19 protein-coding genes are annotated in these 22,055 nt (G+C 60.7%); 13 read left to right on the top strand and 6 right to left on the bottom strand.

Annotated features, from left to right (window positions below):
• Positions 1 to 263 precede the first annotated feature (263 nt).
• A complete protein-coding gene (locus AC3ISG_RS23170) occupies positions 264 to 2,663 on the bottom strand; it encodes a penicillin acylase family protein (RefSeq protein ID WP_489298056.1) in 2,400 nt (799 codons plus the stop codon).
• A 165-nt stretch (positions 2,664 to 2,828) separates the two neighbouring features.
• Here AC3ISG_RS23170 and bipL point away from each other — a divergent pair, with 165 nt between their 5' ends.
• A complete protein-coding gene (gene bipL / locus AC3ISG_RS23165; protein ID WP_122533992.1) occupies positions 2,829 to 3,770 on the top strand; it encodes a phospholipase BipL in 942 nt (313 codons plus the stop codon).
• Between the two features lie 120 nt (positions 3,771 to 3,890).
• Here the strand turns inward: bipL and AC3ISG_RS23160 are convergent, their stop codons facing one another.
• A complete protein-coding gene (locus AC3ISG_RS23160; RefSeq protein ID WP_122533991.1) occupies positions 3,891 to 4,631 on the bottom strand; it encodes a DUF2059 domain-containing protein in 741 nt (246 codons plus the stop codon).
• A 195-nt stretch (positions 4,632 to 4,826) separates the two neighbouring features.
• Between AC3ISG_RS23160 and AC3ISG_RS23155 the strand changes: the two genes are divergently transcribed.
• Positions 4,827 to 5,465 carry a 2OG-Fe(II) oxygenase gene (locus AC3ISG_RS23155; protein ID WP_272629912.1) on the top strand — a complete coding sequence of 213 codons (639 nt, stop codon included), beginning with the start codon at positions 4,827 to 4,829 and terminating at the stop codon, positions 5,463 to 5,465.
• A 336-nt stretch (positions 5,466 to 5,801) separates the two neighbouring features.
• A complete protein-coding gene (locus AC3ISG_RS23150; RefSeq protein WP_122622878.1) occupies positions 5,802 to 6,239 on the top strand; it encodes a DUF4399 domain-containing protein in 438 nt (145 codons plus the stop codon).
• Positions 6,240 to 6,351: 112 nt separating this feature from the next.
• Here the strand turns inward: AC3ISG_RS23150 and serA are convergent, their stop codons facing one another.
• Positions 6,352 to 7,581, bottom strand: coding sequence for a phosphoglycerate dehydrogenase (serA, locus tag AC3ISG_RS23145; protein WP_489298055.1), 1,230 nt, complete (start codon positions 7,579 to 7,581; stop codon positions 6,352 to 6,354).
• Positions 7,582 to 7,751: 170 nt separating this feature from the next.
• Here serA and AC3ISG_RS23140 point away from each other — a divergent pair, with 170 nt between their 5' ends.
• The 4 genes from AC3ISG_RS23140 to AC3ISG_RS23125 all read left to right on the top strand — a co-directional run bounded on the left by AC3ISG_RS23140 (position 7,752) and on the right by AC3ISG_RS23125 (position 11,799).
• A complete protein-coding gene (locus AC3ISG_RS23140; protein ID WP_122533987.1) occupies positions 7,752 to 9,146 on the top strand; it encodes an FAD-binding oxidoreductase in 1,395 nt (464 codons plus the stop codon).
• Between the two features lie 37 nt (positions 9,147 to 9,183).
• Entirely contained in the window at positions 9,184 to 9,852 is a 669-nt protein-coding gene (locus tag AC3ISG_RS23135; protein ID WP_489298054.1) for a fumarylacetoacetate hydrolase family protein, read from the top strand.
• Positions 9,849 to 10,748, top strand: coding sequence for an SdiA-regulated domain-containing protein (locus AC3ISG_RS23130; protein WP_122533985.1), 900 nt, complete (start codon positions 9,849 to 9,851; stop codon positions 10,746 to 10,748). Before AC3ISG_RS23135 ends, AC3ISG_RS23130 begins: the two co-directional genes overlap by 4 nt.
• 139 nt (positions 10,749 to 10,887) lie before the next feature.
• Positions 10,888 to 11,799: an SdiA-regulated domain-containing protein gene (locus AC3ISG_RS23125; RefSeq protein ID WP_172610403.1), complete on the top strand. Its 912-nt coding sequence runs from the start codon at positions 10,888 to 10,890 to the stop codon at positions 11,797 to 11,799.
• 42 nt (positions 11,800 to 11,841) lie between these two features.
• Here AC3ISG_RS23125 and rpiA read toward each other — a convergent pair whose 3' ends face one another.
• On the bottom strand, positions 11,842 to 12,513 hold the full coding sequence (gene rpiA, locus AC3ISG_RS23120; RefSeq protein ID WP_122533983.1) for a ribose-5-phosphate isomerase RpiA: 672 nt from the start codon (positions 12,511 to 12,513) through the stop codon (positions 11,842 to 11,844).
• A 154-nt stretch (positions 12,514 to 12,667) separates the two neighbouring features.
• On the opposite strand from rpiA, the gene ilvA reads away from it, so the two are divergent.
• The 3 genes from ilvA to AC3ISG_RS23105 all read left to right on the top strand — a co-directional run bounded on the left by ilvA (position 12,668) and on the right by AC3ISG_RS23105 (position 16,381).
• Entirely contained in the window at positions 12,668 to 14,182 is a 1,515-nt protein-coding gene (gene ilvA, locus AC3ISG_RS23115; protein WP_489298053.1) for a threonine ammonia-lyase, biosynthetic, read from the top strand.
• A 63-nt stretch (positions 14,183 to 14,245) separates the two neighbouring features.
• Positions 14,246 to 14,674, top strand: coding sequence for a DUF2269 family protein (locus AC3ISG_RS23110; RefSeq protein ID WP_489298052.1), 429 nt, complete (start codon positions 14,246 to 14,248; stop codon positions 14,672 to 14,674).
• A gap of 375 nt (positions 14,675 to 15,049) precedes the next feature.
• Complete coding sequence (locus AC3ISG_RS23105; protein WP_489298051.1) at positions 15,050 to 16,381, top strand: IS110 family RNA-guided transposase; 1,332 nt, start codon at positions 15,050 to 15,052, stop codon at positions 16,379 to 16,381.
• 64 nt (positions 16,382 to 16,445) lie between these two features.
• Here AC3ISG_RS23105 and AC3ISG_RS23100 read toward each other — a convergent pair whose 3' ends face one another.
• Positions 16,446 to 17,102 carry a histidinol-phosphatase gene (locus tag AC3ISG_RS23100; protein ID WP_489298050.1) on the bottom strand — a complete coding sequence of 219 codons (657 nt, stop codon included), beginning with the start codon at positions 17,100 to 17,102 and terminating at the stop codon, positions 16,446 to 16,448.
• A gap of 166 nt (positions 17,103 to 17,268) precedes the next feature.
• Here AC3ISG_RS23100 and AC3ISG_RS23095 point away from each other — a divergent pair, with 166 nt between their 5' ends.
• Positions 17,269 to 17,748: an RNA pyrophosphohydrolase gene (locus AC3ISG_RS23095; RefSeq protein WP_062379340.1), complete on the top strand. Its 480-nt coding sequence runs from the start codon at positions 17,269 to 17,271 to the stop codon at positions 17,746 to 17,748.
• A 21-nt stretch (positions 17,749 to 17,769) separates the two neighbouring features.
• A complete protein-coding gene (ptsP, locus tag AC3ISG_RS23090) occupies positions 17,770 to 20,049 on the top strand; it encodes a phosphoenolpyruvate--protein phosphotransferase (RefSeq protein WP_122533979.1) in 2,280 nt (759 codons plus the stop codon).
• 133 nt (positions 20,050 to 20,182) lie between these two features.
• On the opposite strand, the gene AC3ISG_RS23085 is transcribed toward ptsP, so the two are convergent.
• Positions 20,183 to 20,929: an NRDE family protein gene (locus AC3ISG_RS23085; RefSeq protein ID WP_489298049.1), complete on the bottom strand. Its 747-nt coding sequence runs from the start codon at positions 20,927 to 20,929 to the stop codon at positions 20,183 to 20,185.
• A gap of 266 nt (positions 20,930 to 21,195) precedes the next feature.
• Here AC3ISG_RS23085 and lgt point away from each other — a divergent pair, with 266 nt between their 5' ends.
• A complete protein-coding gene (lgt, locus tag AC3ISG_RS23080) occupies positions 21,196 to 22,008 on the top strand; it encodes a prolipoprotein diacylglyceryl transferase (protein ID WP_272633310.1) in 813 nt (270 codons plus the stop codon).
• Positions 22,009 to 22,055 lie beyond the last annotated feature (47 nt).

Below are 22,055 nucleotides of genomic sequence, written 5' to 3'. Positions count from 1 at the left end.
GGAGCGGCTTCAGCCGGGAAGAGGCCGGTGTGTGCGCTATGGATTTGCGGCGTAACGCACTACGCCTTCCCGGCTAAAGCCGGTCCCACAGGTTGGAGCTCTGGCCGATCCCACTGGATGCACGCGATGCTGTCAGCGGGACCGGCTTCAGCCGGGAAGAGGCCGGTATGTACGCTATAGATTTGCGTTGTAACGTCCGACGCCTTCCCGGCTAAAGCCGGTCCCACAAGTTGGGGCTCCAGCTAGACCCACCGTTCATACGGTTATCGCCCCGGCACTAACCTCAACACCTCTTTGCTGTTCCCTGCCACATCCCCTTCGCTGAACCGCTCCGGCACGTACTCGCCGTTAACGTAGCGCTGAGCTTGGTCGGCGTAGTGCTTGTCGAACAGCACGCCGCTCTGGCCCACGGGGTTGATCCCCAGCGCATGGGCCGGGTCGGCGAAGTCGATGAGGCGGCGCGTCGATGGCCCGTAAGTGACCGGCCACGGCGCGGGACCCATATTGGCTGACAGGTTGTTCGGCACCTCATGGGTGCCCGGCGCAGCGAATGGTCCGACATTGAGCAGCATGTCCAGCGGCCGCTGCTTGCCCAGCGGATGTTCGTGGGTCAGCGTGTGCGCTTTGCCCCACGTCCATTCATCCGGGTTCTGCCCGTACAGCGATCTCAAATGCGAGACCGCCGCATGCCAAGCGACCTTCACCGTGTTGTCGCGGCTCTCGGGCTCTCTTGAATGGCGATTGTTCCACCACGGCGAATCCGCGTCGGCAGCCAGTCGCGGCAGCGCCAGGTCAATGAGTCGTGTCGACAGCAGCGTCGTGAACATCCCGTCGCTCAGCTCGTCATGGAACACCTGATCGGTCAGGTTGAACAGGAACTGATTGAACAGCGTCGCGCCCACCGAATCCACGGAGTACTCACCGTTCCATGCCGCCAGGCGCTCAAGCAAGTCGTGCTCCTCCGGTTCGCTCACCACCCGGCGCAGCACCGGAATCAGCGGCGTCAGAATCTGCGCGGCGTAGTCCGTCCGCGTGCCGAGCTGCAGCGCCTTGCTGTTCTCCAGACTCCATTTCACCTTGTCGTCGCTCAACTGGTTATTCAACTGGCGACCGCGTTCGGGGAGGTTGTAGTAGCCCGGAATCTCCATCCCCGTCGGCGACACCGGCTGGAAGTTCGCCGAGACGATATAACCCCGCGCCGGGTTTTCCTCCTGAGGGTTGGCGCTGAAAGGGTAGAAGCCGTTCTTGTCGGCCTGCTCGGAGCTGCCATCGAGAATGAACGTCGGGTTGACCCCCTCAGGCCGCATAGGCAACTGCGCCGCCGCCCACCAGCCGATATCGCCCCGGGCGTTGGCGTAGAGGATGTTCAGACCTGGCGACTGAATCTTCTCGGCGGCGCTGCGCATCTTGTCCAGGGTGTCGGCGCGGTTGGCTTCGTAGAAGCCCTGCAGGATTGGGTTGTCCGACTCCAGGAACGACCACCACATCGCAATCGGCGTATCGCGCGGCTGTTGCGGCCCATTGGCGCCCAGCGCGTCGTTCACGATCGGGCCGTGGGGTGACTGCCGCAGGGTGAGCGTGACGGGAGATTCTCCCTTGACGCTGATCTGCTCGGTGCGGGACGTCATGTCTACCCAGGCGCCGTGGTACCAGACTTGATCGGGATTATCGGGGTTGGTCTTTTCAGCGATCAGGTCCAGATCATCGTTCTGGAACATGGTCAGGCTCCAGCCGAAATCCAGATTGTGGCCGAGCAATGCGAAGGGGTTGAGCGCCTGAAAATGCCCGTAAAGTTCAAAGCCCGGCGCCGTCAGCTGCGCTTCGTACCAGACCGCGGGCACCGAGAAACGAATGTGCGGATCACCCGCCAGCAGCGGTTTACCACTCTGGGTGCGGCTGCCGGACACCGCCCAGGCATTGCTGCCCTCGAACTGCGGCAGACCGGCCTTATCCAGCGCTTGTTGGCTGAGCAGCGCCAGATCATTGAGGCCCTTCCAGTCGTCGCTCGTCAATGCAGGGGACTGGTCAACAGCGCCTTTTGGCTGCCAGTCCATATCGAACACTTTCAGGTATTCCGGGCCCAATTGATCTCGCACGTAGGTCATCAGCGGCTCAGTGCGAAACGCCGCGGCGAAGCTGTACGCCAGGTAACCGCCGACGCTGAGGGTGTCTTGCGCCGTGAACGGCCGCTCGCGAATGCCCAGCACGTCGAACTCGATCGGTTTGGGATGCGTCGCCTGGTATTGATTGATGCCGTCCAGATACGCCTGAAGCGCCTTCCACGCCGGCGTGTTTTTGTCCTGGCGGGCGACATAGGCATCGGCATGCTCGCGGATGCGCAGGCTGCGGAACAGCTTGTCAGTGCTGACCAGCTTGGGACCCAGCACTTCAGCCAGCTCGCCGCGCGCCAGCCTGCGCAGGATTTCCATCTGGAACAGGCGGTCCTGGGCGTGGACGTAGCCCAGTGCGCGGTATAAGTCGTCCTGGTTGTCAGCACGGATATGCGGCACGCCGCGCTCGTCGTAACGCACGGTGACCGGGGCCTGCAGACCTGCGAGGCTTATCTCGCCATCGCGGACCGGCTGTTTGCTGTGGATGTACCACGCGCCTGCGCTCCCGATGAGCACCAACAATGCGACGACGACGTAAAGGCTGCGTTTCATCCGGGGGCTCAAATGAGAATCGGGAAGGTTTTGCAGGCTACAGATTTGTCTCGCGACTGGGTAGACGGCGCGCCGATGGATTTAAGTGGCGTAACTTGCCACGCCGCAGCGGACAGATGACACTTCCGTGCGGTCGCTTCCTACACACTCTCATCTGGAATTCCGATGTCCGACACGTTCGACCCCGACCATCTGCGTGCTGAGCTGTTGCCGCTGAACGCGTCACAGGCGCCATCTGCAGAGGCCCAGGCTTATCAGCGTTTCTACGGTTTGAATGCGCTCGGCCCGAGTGGCGCGACCAGGAGCCGGATAGGACGCGTTGAAGTGGGCGGCTATGAGATCGTCACGCAGTTGTGGATGCCCGATCAACCCGTTGGCACGCTGGTGCTGATGCATGGGTTTTACGATCACGTCGGGCTGTATCGTCACGTTATCGACTGGGCGCTGGGGCTTGGATTGGCGGTGATTGCCTGCGACTTGCCGGGCCATGGATTGTCCAGCGGGGCGCGGGCGAGCATTACCGATTTTTCGGAGTACCAGGCGGTGTTGGACCGGCTTTTTGTTGAGGCCGAAAGCCTCAACCTGCCGCAGCCATGGCACCTGTGCGGGCAAAGCACTGGCGGCGCCATTGTCATCGACCACTTGCTGCACCACGGCGATGCCAGCCCGGCGCAAGGTCAGACGATCCTGCTGGCGCCGCTGGTGCGGCCGCGTGGCTGGGCCTTGTCGAAACTCAGCTATTACCTGCTGCGCGGCTTCGTCAAAGCCATCGACAGACGCTTTAGCGAAAACTCAAACGCTCCGACCTTTCTGCCTTTTCTGCTGGCGGACCCGTTGCAGCCGCGACGCCTGCCGACCGTCTGGGTGGGCGCGCTGGCCAAATGGATCGAACGCATCGAGCGCGCGCCCCGCAGCCGCCGCAGCCCGCTGATCGTGCAGGGCGAGTCGGACATGACCGTGGACTGGAAACATAACCTGCCGGTGCTCAAGGACAAGTTCGCCGAGCCGCAGATCTTCATGCTGCACGAAGCGCGACATCATCTCGTCAATGAGTCACCCGAGCTGCGCACGCGGTTTTTTGAGTTTCTGACGCAGCGTATGGGGTAGGGCTCGAAGGGCGGGTTTCCCGGCAGACATAGCGAGTGTGGGACCGGCTTTAGCCGCAGAGGCTTCAGTGGTCACGCCGAAAGATGGCAGGTGTTCAAACAGTCCCTCTCCCGGCTGACGTCATTTGACAGTCTGGCCGACCGCCAATCCCGCGCGAACAGCTGCCAGCGCTGCCTTGTAATAGGCCTTGCCATCGTTGGACTCGGCGAAGCTGGCGAACTCGTCAAGCTCGCCATCCGACAGGTCGCGGTACACGTAGAGCAGCGTGTTGTTCACGTCCTTGCCGATCTGCCCCATGAGCCGCTGGCGCTGACTGTCTAGCATGGCCTGGGTCGTTCCGCCGCCCATCAGGCCTGGAATCATCGAACTCAGGCTGTCGGCGGCGACGCCAGCAATCGCCATGCTGACCTCTGCGCCGGCTTCTTTGGCGGGGAGGGCGTTGGCCAAGTGGCCGATGATCAGCAGTCGGTTGTCGTCGGCCTGGATGTGCGGCAGGCCTTGGGCGTTTTTGGCCAGCTGGTCCGGGCGCGTGGCAGTGAGCTCGGCGTTGACGATCTTGCGGCCCAGCGGCGACTGGAAAAACTGCAGCGCAGGGTTCGGGTCCTGCAGCGTCTGGCGCAGCATTTGTTCGCCGCGCTGGTCCATCGCCTGCGGCGCGAACCGCTGATTGCTGTTACTTACCAGAGCGTCGAACACGGCGGGCGGAAGGCTGTTGCGGTAACGCTGCTGAGCGGCTTTCAAGGCATCGACAAAATGAGCGCGTTGTTCCGGCCAGCCGGCGAGCTTGTAGAGCTGATCGTGGCCGTCTGCCCAAGCGGGCAAAGTGCAGAACATCAACAGCAGGAAAAACAGACGGCGCATTAGAGACTCCTGTCGGCAGGCCGCCATTCTCGGTGGGGCAGCGGGGATTTGTCGAGTTAACACTTGCCAGACCCCGCTAAAAACCGTGGGTTCGATCAGTGATCGGGCAAAACCGCCGGGCGTATTCGAACCCGCGAAAATATTCCTCATTCGCCGGACTGCAGGCCCTGTCGGATTAATCGGCGTATGGATACTATGCGCGCCATGCGCATATCCCCTGATCACCCGCTGCTGTTGCGAATCGTCGACGACCTGGCCGAGCGTGGCTGGTCGCAGCAGAACATCTTCCTGCCCGATACCCTGACCCGCGAGCTGGCCCTTGAATGCCGCACGCGTGCCGTTCAGGGTGAGCTCGCGCCTGCCGCAGTGGGGCGCGGGCCGGCGCAGGAGGTGCGCGAGGGTATTCGAGGCGATCACATCCAATGGCTCGAAGCCGGGCAGGTCGAGCCGTGCGATCGTTATCTCGACCTGATGGACAGCCTGCGTCAGGCGCTGAACCGGGGGCTGTTTCTAGGCCTTGAGGATTACGAAAGCCACTTCGCGCTGTATCCGCCGGGAGCCTTCTACCTCAAACATTTGGATAGGTTTCGCGATGACGACAAACGCATGGTCTCCGCGGTCGTCTACCTCAACGACGGCTGGTTGCCAGAGCACGGCGGCCAGTTGCGGATGTACCTCAAAGACGGCGTGGAGTATGACGTGCAGCCAACGGGCGGCTGCCTCGTGGTGTTTCTTTCGGGCGACATGCCCCACGAAGTCATGCCCTCGACCCGGGAGCGTCTGTCGCTGACCGGCTGGTTCAGGCGGCGCGGGAACGAGCCGTTCGAGCTGTAGCAAGCTCACCCCCCCAAGTCCTGCGGCAGCCTGAGATTCCAAGCCGACCCGCGATCCCGTGGGAGCGGCCTTGCTCGCGAAGAGGCCCAGACATTCGCTACATCTTTTGCGCCTGAAATGCCGCCTTCGTGAGCAAGCTCACTCCCACATGGACGGCGTTTGCTGCGCGCCTCCGCATCGATCCAACATGAAATCTTCTACATCAAGCCACTCAGCGAAACACTTCGCGGCCAACCGCAGCTAAGGTGAAGGTCGTTTCTGGGCGGTTGTCTGTCGGGATAAAGAAGCTTCGATCCCCGAGCCCGCCAATCGCACATCGATAAAAACGGAGAGATCATGAAGACGTTATTCGCGAGAACTGCCCTGACCGGACTGCTGTTGGGGGCGAGCTTGCTGGCCCAGGCCGCTGACATGCCGCGCACTGCATCGCCTGCAGGCGCCGAGGTTTATATCATCTCGCCCAAAGACGGCGCGACCGTCAACGGTGCATTCAAGGTGCAGTTCGGCCTCAAGGGCATGGGCGTCGCCCCGGCCGGCGTTGATGTGCCAGACACCGGCCATCATCACCTGCTGATCGACGTCAAGGATCAGCCCGACATGACCGCGCCGCTGCCGACCACCGACAATATCCGCCACTTCGGCAAGGGCCAGACGGAAACCGAGCTGAACCTGACGCCGGGCCAGCACACCCTGCAACTGCTGGTTGGCGACAAGAACCATGTCCCGCTGAACCCGCCGGTTGAGTCGCAGAAGATCACCATCACGGTGAAATAACCTGCTGTAGGCTGGGCATTTGGCGCACAGCCGGTGCCGGCGTGTTACGTGATTCGCGCATAAAAAAAGGAGACCCGAGGGTCTCCTTTTTTATCACCCCGAAACCACCGCTTTAGAACAAAACGCGGCTACGGATGGTGCCTTTGATGTGCTGCAATTTCTCTTGCGCCAGATCGGAATACTCGGCGTCGACGTCGATCACCACGTAACCGACTTTCTCGTTGGTCTGCAGGAACTGACCGGAGATGTTGATGCCGTTTTCAGCGAAGACCTTGTTGATCTCCATCAGCACGCCCGGGATGTTCTCGTGGATGTGCAGCAGGCGGTGCTTGCCAGGGTGGGCCGGCAAGGCCACTTCCGGGAAGTTGACGGAAGAAACCGACGTGCCGTTATCGCTGTACTTGACCAGCTTCTCGGCCACTTCCAGACCGATGTTGGCCTGGGCTTCAGCGGTCGAGCCGCCGATGTGCGGGGTCAGGATCACGTTGTCCAGGCCGCGCAGCGGGCTTTCGAACACATCATCGTTGGAACGTGGTTCGACCGGGAACACGTCGATGGCCGCGCCGATCAGGTGCTGATCCTTGATCGCGTCAGCCAGGGCGTCGAGCTTGACCACCGTGCCGCGCGCCGCGTTGATCAGGATGGCGCCCTTCTTCATCGTGCGAATTTCTTTCTCGCCGATCATCCACTGGGTTTCGTTGGTTTCCGGAACGTGCAGGGTGACGATGTCAGCCATGCCCAGCAGCTCGTTCAGGCTGGACACCTGAGTGGCGTTGCCCAGCGGCAGCTTGGTCAGGGTGTCATAGAAGTACACCTGCATGCCCAAGCCTTCAGCCAGGACCGACAACTGCGTGCCGATCGAGCCGTAGCCGATGATGCCGAGCTTCTTGCCACGAATTTCGAACGAGTTGGCCGCGCTCTTGATCCAGCCACCGCGATGGCAGGAAGCGTTCTTCTCCGGGATACCGCGCAGCAGCAGGATGGCTTCCGCCAGCACCAGCTCCGCCACCGAACGGGTGTTGGAGTAAGGGGCGTTGAACACAGCGATGCCGCGTCCGCGGGCTGCGTTAAGGTCAACCTGGTTGGTACCGATGCAGAAGCAGCCGACCGCGACCAGCTTCTTGGCGCTATCAAACAGTTCTTCAGTCAGTTGGGTGCGGGAACGAATACCGATGAAATGAGCGTCGGCAATCTTTTCCTTCAGTTCGGCTTCCGGCAGAGACTTGGTGTGGTACTCAATGCTGGTGTAACCGGCGGCCTTGAGGACGTCGACCGCGGACTGGTGGACGCCTTCGAGAAGAAGGAACTTGATCTTGCTCTTGTCGAGGGAAGTCTTGCTCATCTGCGTAAACCTGTGTCCCGGAGAGAAATGGCAGTAAGTGAAGCGCGCGCCAATGGGTCGAAAGCTCGATTGGCGGGGGGCGTATGCTAGCATATGCCCCCCGCGAAACACCCCATTCCTGGACGTGAGCCGTTCTCAGGATGACCATGAATTGTTCGAGAGTTCTGTTGATGACCCATCCTGCGCTGATAGATGAGCTGAAGAACCTGGTTGAGCCTGGCAAGGTCCTGACCGACGCCGATTCCCTCGAAGCCTACGGCAAGGACTGGACCAAACATTTTGCCCCGGCGCCCACCGCTATCGTCTTCCCCAAGACCACCGAACAGGTGCAGGCCATCGTCCGTTGGGCCAACGAGCGCAACGTCGCGCTGGTCCCTTCGGGCGGCCGCACCGGGTTGTCCGCCGCCGCCGTTGCGGCCAATGGTGAGGTGGTCGTCTCCTTCGATTACATGAATCAGGTGCTCGAACTCAACCTGACAGACCGCACAGCCATCTGTCAGCCGGGCGTGGTCACCAAACAGCTGCAGAATCTCGCCGAAGAAAACGGCTTGTATTACCCGGTGGACTTCGCGTCGTCAGGCTCCAGCAATATCGGCGGCAACATCGGCACCAACGCCGGCGGGATCAAAGTGATTCGCTACGGCATGACCCGCAACTGGGTCGCGGGCCTCAAGGTGGTCACCGGCAAGGGCGACCTGCTCGAACTGAACAAAGACCTTATCAAAAACGCCACCGGCTACGACATGCGTCAGCTGTTCATTGGTGCTGAAGGCACGTTGGGGTTTGTGGTTGAGGCGACCATGCGCCTGGACCGCGCGCCGAAAAACCTCACCGCGATGGTTCTCGGGACCACTGATTTCAACGCCATCATGCCGGTCCTGCACGCGTTCCAGAGCAAGCTGGACCTGACCGCCTTCGAGTTCTTCTCGGACAAGGCGCTGGCCAAGGTCATGGCGCGCGGTGACGTGCCGTCCCCGTTCGAAACCGAGTGCCCGTTCTATGCGCTGCTGGAATTCGAAGCGACCACCGAAGAAGTGGCCAACCACGCGCTGGAAACCTTCGAGCACTGTGTCGAGCAAGGCTGGGTGCTGGATGGCGTGATGAGCCAGAGCGAACAGCAACTGCAGAATTTGTGGAAACTGCGCGAATACATTTCAGAAACCATCTCCCACTTCACGCCGTACAAGAACGACATCTCGGTCACCGTTTCGAAAGTCCCGGCGTTTCTCGCTGAAGTGGATGCGATCGTCGGTGAGCATTACCCGGATTTCGAAATCGTCTGGTTCGGGCATATCGGCGACGGCAACCTGCACCTGAACATCCTCAAGCCGGAGAACCTGAGCAAAGACGAGTTCTTTGCCAAGTGCGCAACGGTGAACAAGTGGGTATTCGAGATCGTCCAGAAGTACAACGGCTCGATCTCCGCCGAGCACGGCGTCGGCATGACCAAGCGTGACTACTTGCATTACAGCCGCTCGCCGGTGGAGATCGAATACATGAAAGCCGTCAAAGCGGTGTTCGACCCGAACGGCATCATGAACCCTGGCAAAATCTTCGCTGTGTAAGCGGTTCCCCATTACAACAAGCTTCTCAGGAGCGCTCATGAGCTATCAGCACAAATACGTCGACGGCACCAAGGTTCACTTTCCACTCGGTAAAGTCGTCTGCATCGGCCGCAACTACGCCGAGCACGCCAAGGAGCTGGATAACCCGGTACCGACCGAGCCCTTGCTGTTCATCAAGCCGGGCAGCTGCGTGGTCGGGATCGAGGGGGGCTTCAGCATTCCTCAGGACCGGGGTTCGGTGCATTACGAAGCCGAGATCGTCGTGCTGATCGGCAAGCCGCTGAGCAAGAACCCGAGTCGTGAAGAAGTCCTCGATGCGATCTCCGGCTTCGCCCCGGGCCTGGACCTGACGTTGCGCGACGTGCAGTCGAAGCTGAAAGAGAAAGGCCTGCCTTGGGAAATCGCCAAGTCCTTCGACGGCGCGGCGGTCATTGCGCCGTTCGTATCCGCTGACGCTTATCCCGATCTGACCGACATCGCCATCCGCCTGACCATCAACGGCGAAGTCCGCCAGGACGGTAACAGCAGTCACATGCTCAACCCGATCGTGCCGATGATCCAGCACATGGCCTCGCAGTTCTCGCTGCAGGCCGGTGACCTGATCATGACCGGCACGCCTGCCGGCGTAGGGCCGTTCACTGTTGGCGATGAGATCGTGCTGGAGCTGACCGGCCACAGCCGTTTTGAAAGCGACGTTCGCGGATGACACAGCGTAGAAGCCGTCTGCGTTTTCGTTGGTGGTGGCTGCTCGCTGCAGCACTGGTGATTTTGGCCGGTCTGTCTTATGCCTGGCACTGGGATGATCGCGGTCTGTTGTGGCTGCGCGAGCGCAACGTCACGCCAGCCGAGCGCGCGGCGGGCATCTGGCTGCCGGATTACAAGGTCGACATCGATGCCAAGCCGCTGGCCGGCATGGAAAAGGATGAGGCCTCGGACTTGTCTTACGACCCGACGACCAAAACGCTGTATTCGGTGATGGGCAAAAACCCGTTCCTTTCCGAGATCACGCTGACCGGCGACGTCATTCGCAAAATTCCGCTTGAGGGCTGGGGCAATCCCGAGGGTGTAGCCGTTCTGGGCGACGGCCTGATTGCTATTGTCGATGAGCGCCAGCACCTGATGACTATTGTTCACGTCACGCCTGACACCAAAACCCTGAACATCGCCGACTTCCCCAAGTACGATCTCGGTCCGTCGAAGGACCAGAACAAAGCCTTTGAAGGCATCGCCTGGGACCCGCGCGACCAGCAGTTTCTGTTCGGGGAAGAACGTCCGCCAGCGCTGTACAGCTGGAAGGCCGATGGCAGCAGCGAGGTAAAAGGCGAGAAGCGCAAGCTGATCAACGACAACCTCATCGTGCGCAATCTGTCGTCCCTGTATGCGGACCAGAAGACCGGGCATTTGCTGGTGTTGTCTGCTGAATCGCACATGCTGCTGGAATTGGACGGCAAGGGTAATCAGGTCAGCTTCATGACGCTGCTGAGCGGTTTCAATGGGCTGAGCCAGACCATTCCACGCGCCGAAGGGGTGGCGATGGACGAGAACGGCACCATTTACATGGTCAGCGAGCCCAACCTGTTTTACACCTTCAAGCGGCAGTGAGCCTCGGCCGGCTTCGCCTGGAACGTCATTCGGGGCTCGTCATGGCCCCGAAAAATCCAAACGAGAGGTCACATCGCTTTCAGTTTGGCTTCAGAATACGGTGCTATTAAAGTCGCCCCACTGAAGTCGAGCCCCCTGCATGCGTCGTGTGTCCCCGTTCCAGAGCGTCGTGCTCACGTTACTTGTCCTGTTGATTTTGACCGCGTCGTTTTTCGTGGCGCGCGAGTACCGGGTCATCGAGCGGCTCTGGTTCAACTGGTACGTGTTCTGGCAATCCAGCGATGCGCAAGCGCTGGGCCTCGACGCCTATGAGGTCGAGATTGAGGCGCGGGCCATCGACGGCCTGGAGGCTAATGTCTCGGCGCTCAGCTTTGATCCGCAGCGCAAGACTCTCTTCACTGTGACGAACAAAAACCCCGAGCTGGTCGAGTTGAGCCTGGAAGGGCGGATTCTCAGACGAATTCCCCTGACTGGGTTCGGGGACGCCGAAGCGGTCGAGTACATCAGCCCCGGGATTTACGTCATCAGCGACGAGCACAGTCAGCGGCTGATCAAGGTTCATGTGGATGACGACACGACATTCCTCGACGCGGCCGATGCCGAGCAGTTGACCCTGGGCATCGACGCCGGCGGCAACAACGGCTTCGAAGGCCTGGCCTACGATAATCAGGGCCGTAGGCTGTTCGTCGCCAAAGAGCGGCGGCCAGTGCAGATCATCGAAGTGCGCGGCTTTCCTGACGCCGGCACCCATTCCCCGAATATTCTGGAAGTGACGTCCAGCAAGCAGCGGGATGCAGGCCTGTTTGTGCGCGACCTTTCCAGCCTGCAATTCGATGAACGCAGCGGGCATCTGCTGGCGCTGTCGGATGAGTCGCGGCAGATTCTCGAACTGGACACTGAAGGGAAACCCGTCGCCAACGTGTCGCTGACCAAAGGCAGCATGGGCCTGAGCAAAAGCGTGCCCCAGGCCGAAGGCATTGCCATGGGGGACGACGGCACGTTGTACGTCGTGAGCGAGCCGAACCTGTTCTATGTGTTCAAGAAGCGCTGAGGGCAAGGCATCCCCGCTAGGATTTGCTTTGCCCCGCAACCATTAGCGCTTGAGGGTTTTCACGCCTTCTTGAGTGCCCAGCAGCAGCAGATCCGCCGGGCGCGCGGCGAACAGGCCGTTGGTGACGACGCCGACGATGTTGTTGATCTGCGCTTCCACTTCCACCGGGTTGGTGATGTTCATGTTGTGCACATCGAGGATGATGTTGCCGTTGTCCGTCAGCACACCGTCGCGGTAAACCGGGTCGCCGCCCAGCTTCACCAGTTCCCGGGCCACGTGGCTGCGGGCCATCGGGATCACTTCGACAGGCAAAGGAAACGCGCCCAGCACCGGCACCAGCTTGCTGGCGTCAGCGATGCAGATGAAGGTTTTGGCGACGGCGGCCACGATTTTCTCGCGGGTCAGGGCAGCACCGCCGCCTTTGATCAGGTTCAGGTGTTCGTCGCTTTCATCGGCGCCGTCGACGTAAAACTCCAGATCGCTGACCGTGTTCAGTTCATACACCGGAATCCCGTGACCCTTGAGGCGTGCGGCCGTCGCGTCAGAGCTTGCGACTGCGCCGTCGAACGCGCCTTTGTGCAGGGCCAGTGCGTCGATGAAGCAATTGGCGGTAGAGCCCGTGCCCACGCCCACAACGCTTTTGTCGTCGAGTTTCGGAAGGATGAAATCGACGGCGGCCTGGGCAACGGCCTGTTTGAGTTGATCCTGGGTCATGCGAGGTGGGCTCCGGTTACAGGGAATAGCGATAGGTCCGAGGGCCGGCAGTATAACGACATGCCGTGGCCAAAGCCTGAGTCTTGATATGGTCGTGCGCCGGGACGAGGGGTAGACTTCCGGGTCTTGCCCCTTCGCCAGCGATTCTTCTCCGATGCTCGAGCACTACGTCAAAAAGATCCTCAACTCCCGCGTGTACGACGTTGCTGTGGAAACCCCGCTGCACGCCGCGCGCCAACTGTCCCAGCGCCTGGGGAATAACGTCCTGCTCAAGCGCGAAGACTTGCAGCCGGTGTACTCCTTCAAGATTCGCGGCGCGTACAACAAGCTGGCGCAGCTGAGTCCGGAAGAACTGGCGCGGGGCGTGGTGACAGCGTCGGCGGGTAATCACGCGCAGGGTCTGGCGCTGGCGGCGAAGACGCTGAACGTCGCGGCAACCATCGTCATGCCGAAGACCACGCCGGAGATCAAGGTCGAGGGCGTTCGCTCCCGTGGCGGAAAAGTCGTACTGCACGGCGACTCGTTTCCTGAAGCGCTGGCGTATTCGCTGAAACTGGTCGAGGAACATGGCTACGTCTATGTCCACCCGTATGACGACCCCGACACCATTGCCGGGCAAGGCACCGTGGCGATGGAAATCCTGCGTCAGCATCAGGGGCCACTGGACGCGATCTTCGTCCCAGTGGGCGGTGGCGGGTTGATTGCCGGCATCGCGGCCTACGTGAAATACCTGCGCCCGGAGATCAAGGTGATCGGCGTCGAGCCGGACGATTCCAACTGCCTGCAACAGGCCATGGCCTACGGCGAGCGCGTGGTGCTTCAGCAGGTCGGGCTGTTTGCCGATGGCGTCGCGGTGGCGCAGATCGGTCAGTACACCTTCGACATCTGCAAGGACTACGTCGACGAAGTCATCACCGTCAGCACCGATGAAATCTGCGCGGCGATCAAGGACATCTACGACGACACCCGCTCGATCACCGAGCCCGCTGGCGCACTGGGCGTGGCCGGGATCAAAAAGTACACCGAACAGTACGAAGTCACCGGGCAGACGTTTGTCGCCATCGACTCCGGCGCCAACGTCAACTTCGACCGCCTGCGCCACGTCGCCGAACGGGCCGAACTGGGCGAAGGCCGCGAAGCGATCATCGCCGTGACCATCCCGGAACAGCCGGGCAGCTTCAAAGCCTTCTGCGCAGCCATCGGCAAGCGGCAGATCACCGAATTCAACTACCGCTACCACACCGACCGCGAGGCGCACATCTTCGTCGGCGTGCAGACCCACCCGGACACCGACCCGCGCAAGGCCCTGATCGCGAGCCTCACGGAACAGGGTTTTCCGGTGCTGGACCTGACCGACAACGAACTGGCCAAGCTGCACCTGCGGCACATGGTGGGCGGGCATTCGGAACGGGTCAGCGATGAGGTGGTGCTGCGCTTTGAATTCCCGGAGCGGCCGGGTGCGCTGTTCAACTTCCTGAACAAGCTGGGCGGGAAGTGGAATATCTCGATGTTCCACTACCGCAACCATGGCGCGGCAGATGGGCGTGTGGTCGCCGGGTTGGTGGTGCCGGAGGACGAACGGCATCTGGTGCCGCAGGCGCTGGCGGAAATCGGTTATCCGTATTGGGACGAGACCAAGAACCCGGCGTACAAGCTGTTTTTGGGATAACGGCAGCGGCATGCGACCGGCTGCTACGCTTCAAACACAGCCATACACAGGGACACGAACACAATGGAACACTTCGCTGCACTGAAAATCCTGCACGTCGCCAGCACGGTGCTGCTGTTCATCTGCGCGCTGGGGCTGGTCGTGTGGATCGTCCGTGGCCGTCGGGCCGGCGATGTGACCGTGCAGAACCGCGCCATGCAACGGCCGTGGGCATTCGTCTGGGTGCTGATGGGCGTATGCCTGCTAGCCCTGCCGATCAGCGGCTGGTGGCTGGTGCACTACGCTGGCTGGCCGCTGGGGCAGATCTGGCTGCTGGCGGCGAGTGTGCTGTATCTCTTCGGCGCCTTGAGCTGGGCCTGGCTGGCGGTGCGAGTCAATCGCCTGCGCCGGCCGGTCATCGTGGGTAACTCCCGCTTCACCCTGGCGCTGGCTATCTTCAGCGTCGTCTGCTTCGTGGCGATTGCCGGTCTGATGGGCGCCAAACCGGTCTAAATTTCAGTCATCCAAACGGACGCCAGCGCAGATGTTCCCGCCGATAAAGAACGGTGGGAGCCGTCCCGCCGCTACGCGCCGCGCTGTCACGCAGCAAACAGGGTGCACGACTCCTCTCCTGTGGTGATGCTAATACCTTGGAAAGCGAAGAGCGGCTGCCCCGTCAGGGGCAGCCGCTTTTTGCTTTGCTAGGATTCAGGTGCGCGGGACAGAGGCCGGTACTCACATTGGTGTGACAGCACCCGCGTGGGAGAGTGGCCCGCACGGTATCGGCGTGGAGTCCTTGTCGGCACGGCTAGCCGTGACCACGTATGAGAGAGTGAACCCTTTCGCCACCGTGTGCCCCGCGCGCCCATCATCCTGCGAGGAAATAGCATGGCGCGCAAGCAATCCAGGCAGCGTTTTGAACTGGTCCATCCGCATTGTGCCGGTATCGATATTGGCAGCCGCGAGCATTGGGTCGCCGTTGATCGTGACCACGAGCAACCGGTACGCAGCTTCTCCACCTTCACCGACGACCTCATCAAGTTGGCCGACTGGCTTGAAGGTCTGAAGATCGAGGTCGTGGCCATGGAAGCCACTGGCGTCTACTGGATTCCACTGTTTGAGCTTCTTGATGCGCGAGGCTTCAAGGTCTATCTGGTCAACTCACGCGCAACGCGGCAGATTTCCGGTCGTAAATCCGATGTCCTCGATTGCCAGTGGATATGGCAACTGATGAGCCATGGCCTGCTGCGCGGAGCTTTTCGCCCTGACGATGCGATCTGTTCAATGCGGGCACTCATTCGCCAACGAGCCAGTAAAGTTCGCAGTCAGTCCCAAACATTGAACCGTATGCAAAAAGCGCTGAGCCAGATGAACATCCAGCTCGCCAACGTCATCAGCGATATTTCGGGCGTGACCGGCATGAAAATCCTTCGTGCAATCATTGCCGGCGAGCGCGATCCGTCTGTTCTGGCCGACCTGACTGATCGGCGGATCAAGGCCAGCAAAGAGACTGTAGCCCGCAGCCTCCACGGCAATTGGCGTCTGGAGCACCTGCATGCGCTCGAACAGGAAGTGCAATGCTATGACTTCTTTGAGCAGCAGATTGGCGCTTGCGACAAGGCCATTATGGGCGCGCTGAGTGAGCTGCCCGAGCGCGAGGAGGCCCCGCAACCCTCACGAAAAATCCTGCGTAGCCCTCACCGCTGCGCAGCAGATCAGGCGGCCCTGCATCAGTCGCTTTGGCGCGTCATGGGCGTTGATCTCACCGCCATACCGACCATCGGCGTCGATACGGCCATGGTCATTGCCGGTGAGATTGGACCGGATCTGTCCCGATTTCCCACGATGGAGCATTTCTGCTCCTGGCTGGGCGTGGCACCACCGACACGGATTTCGGGTGGCCGCCCACTGTCGGGTAAAAGTCAGAAAACCCTCAACAACGCAGCCCAGGCACTCAAGCAAGCGGCGTCCAACGCGCGAAATGACAAAAGCTTTATCGGCGCCAGCCACAGGGCCCGACTGGCGCGGATGGATACCAGTTGCGCCATCAAGGCCACGGCTCACCAACTTGCGCGCTTGATCTACGCCATGCTGACCAAGGGGCAGCCCTATGTTGAGCAGGGGATCGAAGCGTTTGAAGAACGGAGCAAGGAAAAGCAGTACCGGACCTTGCTGCGCAAGGCCCGGAAACTGGGGCTGGACTTGGTAAAGGCTTCTTGAATTGTGTAACGAAATCAGAGACATATTTTTTGTTTGATGAGAGCGAGCTTGCTCGCGAAGGCTTTCAACCGCGCAGTGAAATCACCGGCCAGCCGCGACGGGTGGCCTCGGCGCGCAGCTTTTCATCAGGATCGACCGCCACCGGGTTCACCACCTGCTCCAGCAATGGCAAATCGTTCATCGAGTCACTGTAAAACCAGCTGTCGTCCAGGTTGAAACCGTTCTCCTCGATCCAGCGGTTCAGGCGGGTCACTTTGCCCTCGCGGAAGCACGGTACGTCAGTGGTCCGCCCGGTGTAGCGGCCATCGACGATTTCGCACTCGGTCGCCAGCAGCGTGTCGATGCCCAGTCGGCCCACGATCGGCGCAGTGACGAAACGGTTGGTCGCCGTGATCACTACCAGTTTGTCGCCAGCGTCGCGGTGCTTGGCGATGAGGGCCATGGCCTTTGGCAGGATCAGGGGCTCGACGCAATCGCGCATGAATTCCCGGTGCCATTCGTCGAGCTGCGCCATGTCGGTGCGCCCCAGAATCTCCAGGCTGAAATTCAGGTAGTCGGTCAGGTTCAGCGTGCCGGCCAGGTAGTCCTGATAAAAAGCATCGTTGCGTGCCTTGTAGGCCGCGCCGTCCAGGATGCCGCGTTCGCACAGGTAATCGCCCCAGGCGTGGTCGCTGTCGCCGCCGAGAAGGGTGTTGTCGAGGTCGAAGAGGGCCAGGCGCATGAGCTTTACTCGCTGAAATATCAGAAAAAAGAGCACAAGAATACGAGGTTTGCTCGAGAGATCGCATCTATTAATGCAGTTGTCACGATAAGCTGTCGCAGCCTCGTTGCTGCCTTCACGATCTTTGTGGAACAATGCGGCGACATGCGTTTGCGAGGTTGTAGCCGTGATCGACCCCGATGGTTTTCGCCCTAATGTCGGGATAATTCTGACAAATGATGCTGGTCAGGTCTTATGGGCTCGGCGCATCAATCAAGACGCCTGGCAGTTTCCGCAGGGGGGTATCAACCCTCAAGAGACGCCGGAAGACGCGCTTTACCGTGAATTGAATGAAGAAGTCGGGCTGGAACGGCATGATGTTGAAATTCTTGCCTGCACCCGGGGTTGGTTGCGCTATCGTCTGCCGCAACGATTGGTCCGTACCCACAGCCAGCCGCTGTGCATCGGCCAGAAGCAAAAATGGTTTCTCCTGCGCCTGATCTCCAACGAGCAGCGGGTGCGGATGGATTTGACCGGCAAACCGGAGTTCGATGGCTGGCGTTGGGTCAGTTATTGGTACCCGTTGGGCCAAGTGGTGACATTCAAGCGCGAGGTATATCGCCGCGCACTCAAAGAGCTTGCCCCGCGCCTGTTGGCGCGCGACTGACACGGAGTTCGACCCCGAGCCATGCTCAATACGCTGCGCAAGATCGTCCAGGAAGTTAACTCCGCCAAGGATCTCAAGGCGGCGTTGGGCATTATTGTGTTACGCGTCAAAGAGGCCATGAGCAGCCAGGTCTGTTCGGTCTATCTGCTCGACCCTGAAGCCAACCGCTTTGTACTGATGGCGACCGAAGGCCTGAACAAGCGCTCTATCGGCAAGGTGAGCATGGCCCCGAACGAAGGCCTCGTGGGGCTGGTTGGTACACGTGAAGAACCACTGAACCTCGAAAACGCCGCCGATCACCCTCGCTATCGCTACTTTGCTGAAACCGGTGAAGAGCGTTACGCGTCGTTCCTCGGCGCGCCGATCATCCACCACCGCAGGGTAGTGGGCGTATTGGTTATCCAGCAAAAGGAGCGCCGTCAGTTCGACGAGGGCGAAGAAGCCTTCCTCGTGACGATGAGCGCGCAACTCGCAGGCGTTATCGCCCATGCGGAAGCCACCGGCTCCATTCGCGGGCTGGGTCGGCAGGGCAAGGGCATCCAGGAAGCCCGATTCGTCGGCGTGCCGGGTTCGCCGGGCGCTGCGGTCGGTACTGCACTGGTCATGCTGCCGCCGGCTGACCTGGAAGTTGTGCCGGACAAGACCGTCTCTGATATCACCGCTGAACTCAAGTTGTTCCAGACCGCGCTTGAAGGCGTTCGCAATGACATGCGCACCCTTTCGGCGAAGTTGGCGACACAGTTGCGCCCAGAAGAACGCGCGTTGTTCGATGTATATCTGATGATGCTCGACGATGCGTCGCTGGGCAGTGAAGTCACCAACGTCATCAAGACCGGCCAGTGGGCCCAGGGCGCTTTGCGCTCGGTGGTCAACGAGCACGTCAAACGCTTCGAGCTGATGGACGACGCCTACCTGCGCGAACGTGCATCGGACGTCAAAGACCTCGGTCGCCGCCTGCTTGCCTACCTTCAGGAAGCGCGCCAGCAAACACTGGTCTATCCCGACAACACCATTCTGGTCAGCGAAGAGCTGTCGCCGGCCATGCTCGGCGAGGTGCCGGAAGGCAAGTTGGTGGGCCTGATTTCAGTGCTCGGCTCGGGTAACTCCCACGTCGCCATTCTGGCCCGGGCCATGGGCATTCCCACGGTCATGGGCGTGGTGGACCTGCCGTACTCGAAAGTCGACGGCATCCAGCTGATCGTCGACGGCTACCACGGCGAGGTTTTCACCAACCCCTCCGAGATCCTGATCAAGCAGTACTCCGTCGTCGTCGAGGAGGAGCGTCAGCTCTCTCAAGGCCTCGACGCGCTGCGTGAATTGCCCTGCGTGACCCTCGACGGTCACCGCATGCCGCTGTGGGTCAACACCGGTTTGCTGGCGGACGTGGCCCGCGCGCAACAGCGGGGCGCGGAAGGCGTTGGCCTGTACCGCACCGAAGTGCCGTTCATGATTCAGCAGCGTTTCCCGAGCGAGAAGGAGCAGCTCGCCATCTACCGTGAGCAATTGGCGGCGTTCCACCCATTGCCGGTGACGATGCGAACCCTGGACATCGGCGGCGACAAGTCGCTGTCGTACTTCCCGATCAAGGAAGACAACCCGTTCCTCGGCTGGCGCGGCATCCGCGTGACGCTGGATCATCCTGAAATCTTCCTCGTGCAGACCCGCGCCATGCTCAAGGCCAGCGAAGGCCTGAACAACCTGCGGATTCTGCTGCCGATGATCTCCGGCACCCACGAGACCGAAGAGGCGCTGCACCTCATTCACCGGGCGTGGGGCGAAGTACGTGATGAAGGCACCGATGTGCCGATGCCACCGGTGGGCGTGATGATTGAAGTACCGGCAGCGGTCTACCAGACCCGTGAGCTGGCGCGTCAGGTGGATTTCCTGTCTGTTGGTTCGAACGATCTGACTCAATATCTGCTGGCGGTCGACCGTAACAACCCGCGCGTGGCGGATTTGTACGATTACCTCCATCCGGCGGTGCTTCAGGCTCTGCAGAGCGTTGTGCGTGATGCCCACGCCGAAGGCAAGCCGGTGAGCATCTGCGGCGAGATGGCCGGTGATCCTGCGGCGGCGGTGCTGCTGATGGCGATGGGTTTCGACAGCCTGTCGATGAACGCCACCAACTTGCCGAAAGTGAAATGGATGCTGCGTCAGATCAACCTGAGCATGGCCAAGGATCTGCTGGCCCAGCTGATGAAGAACGACAACCCGCAGGTCATCAGCAGCTCGTTGCAACTGGCGTTGAGAAATCTGGGCCTGTCGCGGATGATCAATCCGGGGTCTGTGAAAGGGCATTGAGGTCTGGCAGCTGCGCTGCTCCTGGTGGGACAGGCTTCAGCGGGGAAGAGCCGGCTTGAACACCCTAAGATGTTGGGCGTGACACAGGACGCTTTCCCGGCTAAAGCCGGTCCTACTAAAACCTTGATGCAGGCTAAACCTGCAGGTCCACTTCTCCCAATCTCCCGCCATACGGCCCAAAGCTGCGCTCGATAAGTCGCCGGCTGCCATCCGCATTAACCAGCAACACCGTGCTCGCTCGCGTGCCGTAATTGGGGCTGGCGATGAACACGCTCGACAGCAGCTTCTCCGTCGCAAGCCCAACGCCGGTGCTTGGCAGTTCAGCGTCTGGCGCAGGCGCGTGATCGATGAGAAAGCCAAACAGCGCTTCGGGATCAGGATTGTCCAAATGATCAGACAGGGCAGCCTTGGCTTTAACCAGCTTGGGCCACGGCGTGTCGAGTCCGGCGTTGGACACTCCGTAGATGCCTGCTTCCAGTCGGCGGGGTGTCGGATCGTTCCCGTTGAGGAAGTGCAACTGCTCACGATCACCTACCAGCACGTTGAATCCGCCGTACTCCGCCGAACGCGCGGCGACACCACGCAAGTACTCGTCAATCGCAACTTCATTGTTTAAAAAACCGGCGACCAATTCCCCCCGCGAACGACGGCCTGGCGGCTTGCCTGGCTCGCGGATGTTGGTGAGCGCTGCGAATCGTCCGTCAGCATTGATCCCCAGCCACGTTCCACCCGCTTCAAGATCGCGTCCGGCATAGATCTGTGGCGCTTCTTCCCACTGCGCGAGCGGCAGAGTAGGGCGCGCGTAGAACTCGTCGCGATTGGCCGCCAGAATCAACGGCTGCGCGTGCGTCGGCCGCCAGGCGAAGACGATAAGGCACATGGATGACTCCTTTTTTCGCCACTTTACCCACCCCGCACGCCGACATCCATCGCACGCTGCTAGAGCGGATCGGCGCGGTCCGGTAACATGCCACACTCTGTTTTGAGAGATGCCCCACCAAGCTGTGGTGACATCATCGGCTCGCGGGTTTCCCTTCGCAGTCGCCTTACACCAGATTTCATGATTATTGGGTGGCATGACCTGCTGCCGCCGCCGCATAGTTCTGCTTCGTCGCTCAATGAGCGCTTCTATTTCAAGGAGTCGCAATGCTGCCTTACCCGCAGATTGACCCGGTAGCCGTGGCCATCGGTCCGCTGCAAATTCACTGGTACGGCCTGATGTATCTGGTCGGTATCGGCAGTGCCTGGTACCTGGCATCCCGTCGCCTGAATCGCTTCGACCCGACGTGGACCAAGGAAAAACTCTCGGACATGATTTTCTGGGTCGCCATGGGCGTCATTGTCGGTGGGCGTCTTGGTTACGTGCTGTTCTACGATCTGCCCAATTACATCGCCAACCCGCTGCTGATCTTCGAAGTGTGGAAGGGCGGCATGGCTTTCCACGGCGGCTTCATCGGCGTGATGATCGCGACGTACTGGTTCGGCAAGCGCAACGGCAAGTCGTTCTTCCAGCTCATGGACTTCATCGCGCCACTGGTGCCGATTGGTCTGGGCGCCGGGCGCATCGGCAACTTCATCAATGCCGAACTGTGGGGTAAACCGACTGATCTGCCCTGGGCCATGGTGTTCCCGCCTTACAGCGATCCTGCGCAGCTGGCGCGCCACCCGTCCCAGCTCTACCAGTTCGCGCTGGAAGGCGTGGCCTTGTTCGTCATTCTCTATTTTTATTCCCGCAAGCCGCGTCCGACCATGGCCGTGTCCGGCATGTTCGCGTTGTTCTACGGCATCTTCCGCTTTGTGGTGGAGTTCGTTCGGGTACCGGACGCGCAACTGGGTTATCTGGCCTGGGGCTGGGTCACCATGGGGCAGATTCTCAGCCTGCCGATGATCATCGGCGGTCTGGTGCTGATCTGGCTTGCCTATCACCGCGCGCCCGCTGCCAACAACGCTGCGGCGTAACGCGCAGGGTACATTTGCTGAACGCCGGGCCTGAAGGGCTCGGCGGA

The organism is Pseudomonas sp. GL_135 (assembly GCF_057834665.1).
The sequence above is the reverse complement of the archived record's forward strand: the minus strand, read 5'-3'. Positions and strand labels throughout refer to the sequence as shown.

Bases quoted from the DNA above. Each gene is read 5' to 3' on its own strand.
- rpiA (WP_122533983.1), bottom strand. From the start codon at position 12,513: ATGACCCAGGATCAACTCAAACAGGCCGTTGCCCAGGCCGCCGTCGAT.
- AC3ISG_RS23125 (WP_172610403.1), top strand. From the start codon at position 10,888: ATGCGTCGTGTGTCCCCGTTCCAGAGCGTCGTGCTCACGTTACTTGTC.
- AC3ISG_RS23160 (WP_122533991.1), bottom strand. From the start codon at position 4,631: ATGCGCCGTCTGTTTTTCCTGCTGTTGATGTTCTGCACTTTGCCCGCT.
- AC3ISG_RS23170 (WP_489298056.1), bottom strand. From the start codon at position 2,663: ATGAAACGCAGCCTTTACGTCGTCGTCGCATTGTTGGTGCTCATCGGG.
- AC3ISG_RS23085 (WP_489298049.1), bottom strand. From the start codon at position 20,929: ATGTGCCTTATCGTCTTCGCCTGGCGGCCGACGCACGCGCAGCCGTTG.
- serA (WP_489298055.1), bottom strand. From the start codon at position 7,581: ATGAGCAAGACTTCCCTCGACAAGAGCAAGATCAAGTTCCTTCTTCTC.
- ilvA (WP_489298053.1), top strand. From the start codon at position 12,668: ATGCTCGAGCACTACGTCAAAAAGATCCTCAACTCCCGCGTGTACGAC.
- AC3ISG_RS23130 (WP_122533985.1), top strand. From the start codon at position 9,849: ATGACACAGCGTAGAAGCCGTCTGCGTTTTCGTTGGTGGTGGCTGCTC.
- AC3ISG_RS23105 (WP_489298051.1), top strand. From the start codon at position 15,050: ATGGCGCGCAAGCAATCCAGGCAGCGTTTTGAACTGGTCCATCCGCAT.
- AC3ISG_RS23110 (WP_489298052.1), top strand. From the start codon at position 14,246: ATGGAACACTTCGCTGCACTGAAAATCCTGCACGTCGCCAGCACGGTG.
- bipL (WP_122533992.1), top strand. From the start codon at position 2,829: ATGTCCGACACGTTCGACCCCGACCATCTGCGTGCTGAGCTGTTGCCG.
- lgt (WP_272633310.1), top strand. From the start codon at position 21,196: ATGCTGCCTTACCCGCAGATTGACCCGGTAGCCGTGGCCATCGGTCCG.
- AC3ISG_RS23150 (WP_122622878.1), top strand. From the start codon at position 5,802: ATGAAGACGTTATTCGCGAGAACTGCCCTGACCGGACTGCTGTTGGGG.
- AC3ISG_RS23155 (WP_272629912.1), top strand. From the start codon at position 4,827: ATGCGCGCCATGCGCATATCCCCTGATCACCCGCTGCTGTTGCGAATC.
- AC3ISG_RS23100 (WP_489298050.1), bottom strand. From the start codon at position 17,102: ATGCGCCTGGCCCTCTTCGACCTCGACAACACCCTTCTCGGCGGCGAC.
- AC3ISG_RS23140 (WP_122533987.1), top strand. From the start codon at position 7,752: ATGACCCATCCTGCGCTGATAGATGAGCTGAAGAACCTGGTTGAGCCT.
- AC3ISG_RS23135 (WP_489298054.1), top strand. From the start codon at position 9,184: ATGAGCTATCAGCACAAATACGTCGACGGCACCAAGGTTCACTTTCCA.
- ptsP (WP_122533979.1), top strand. From the start codon at position 17,770: ATGCTCAATACGCTGCGCAAGATCGTCCAGGAAGTTAACTCCGCCAAG.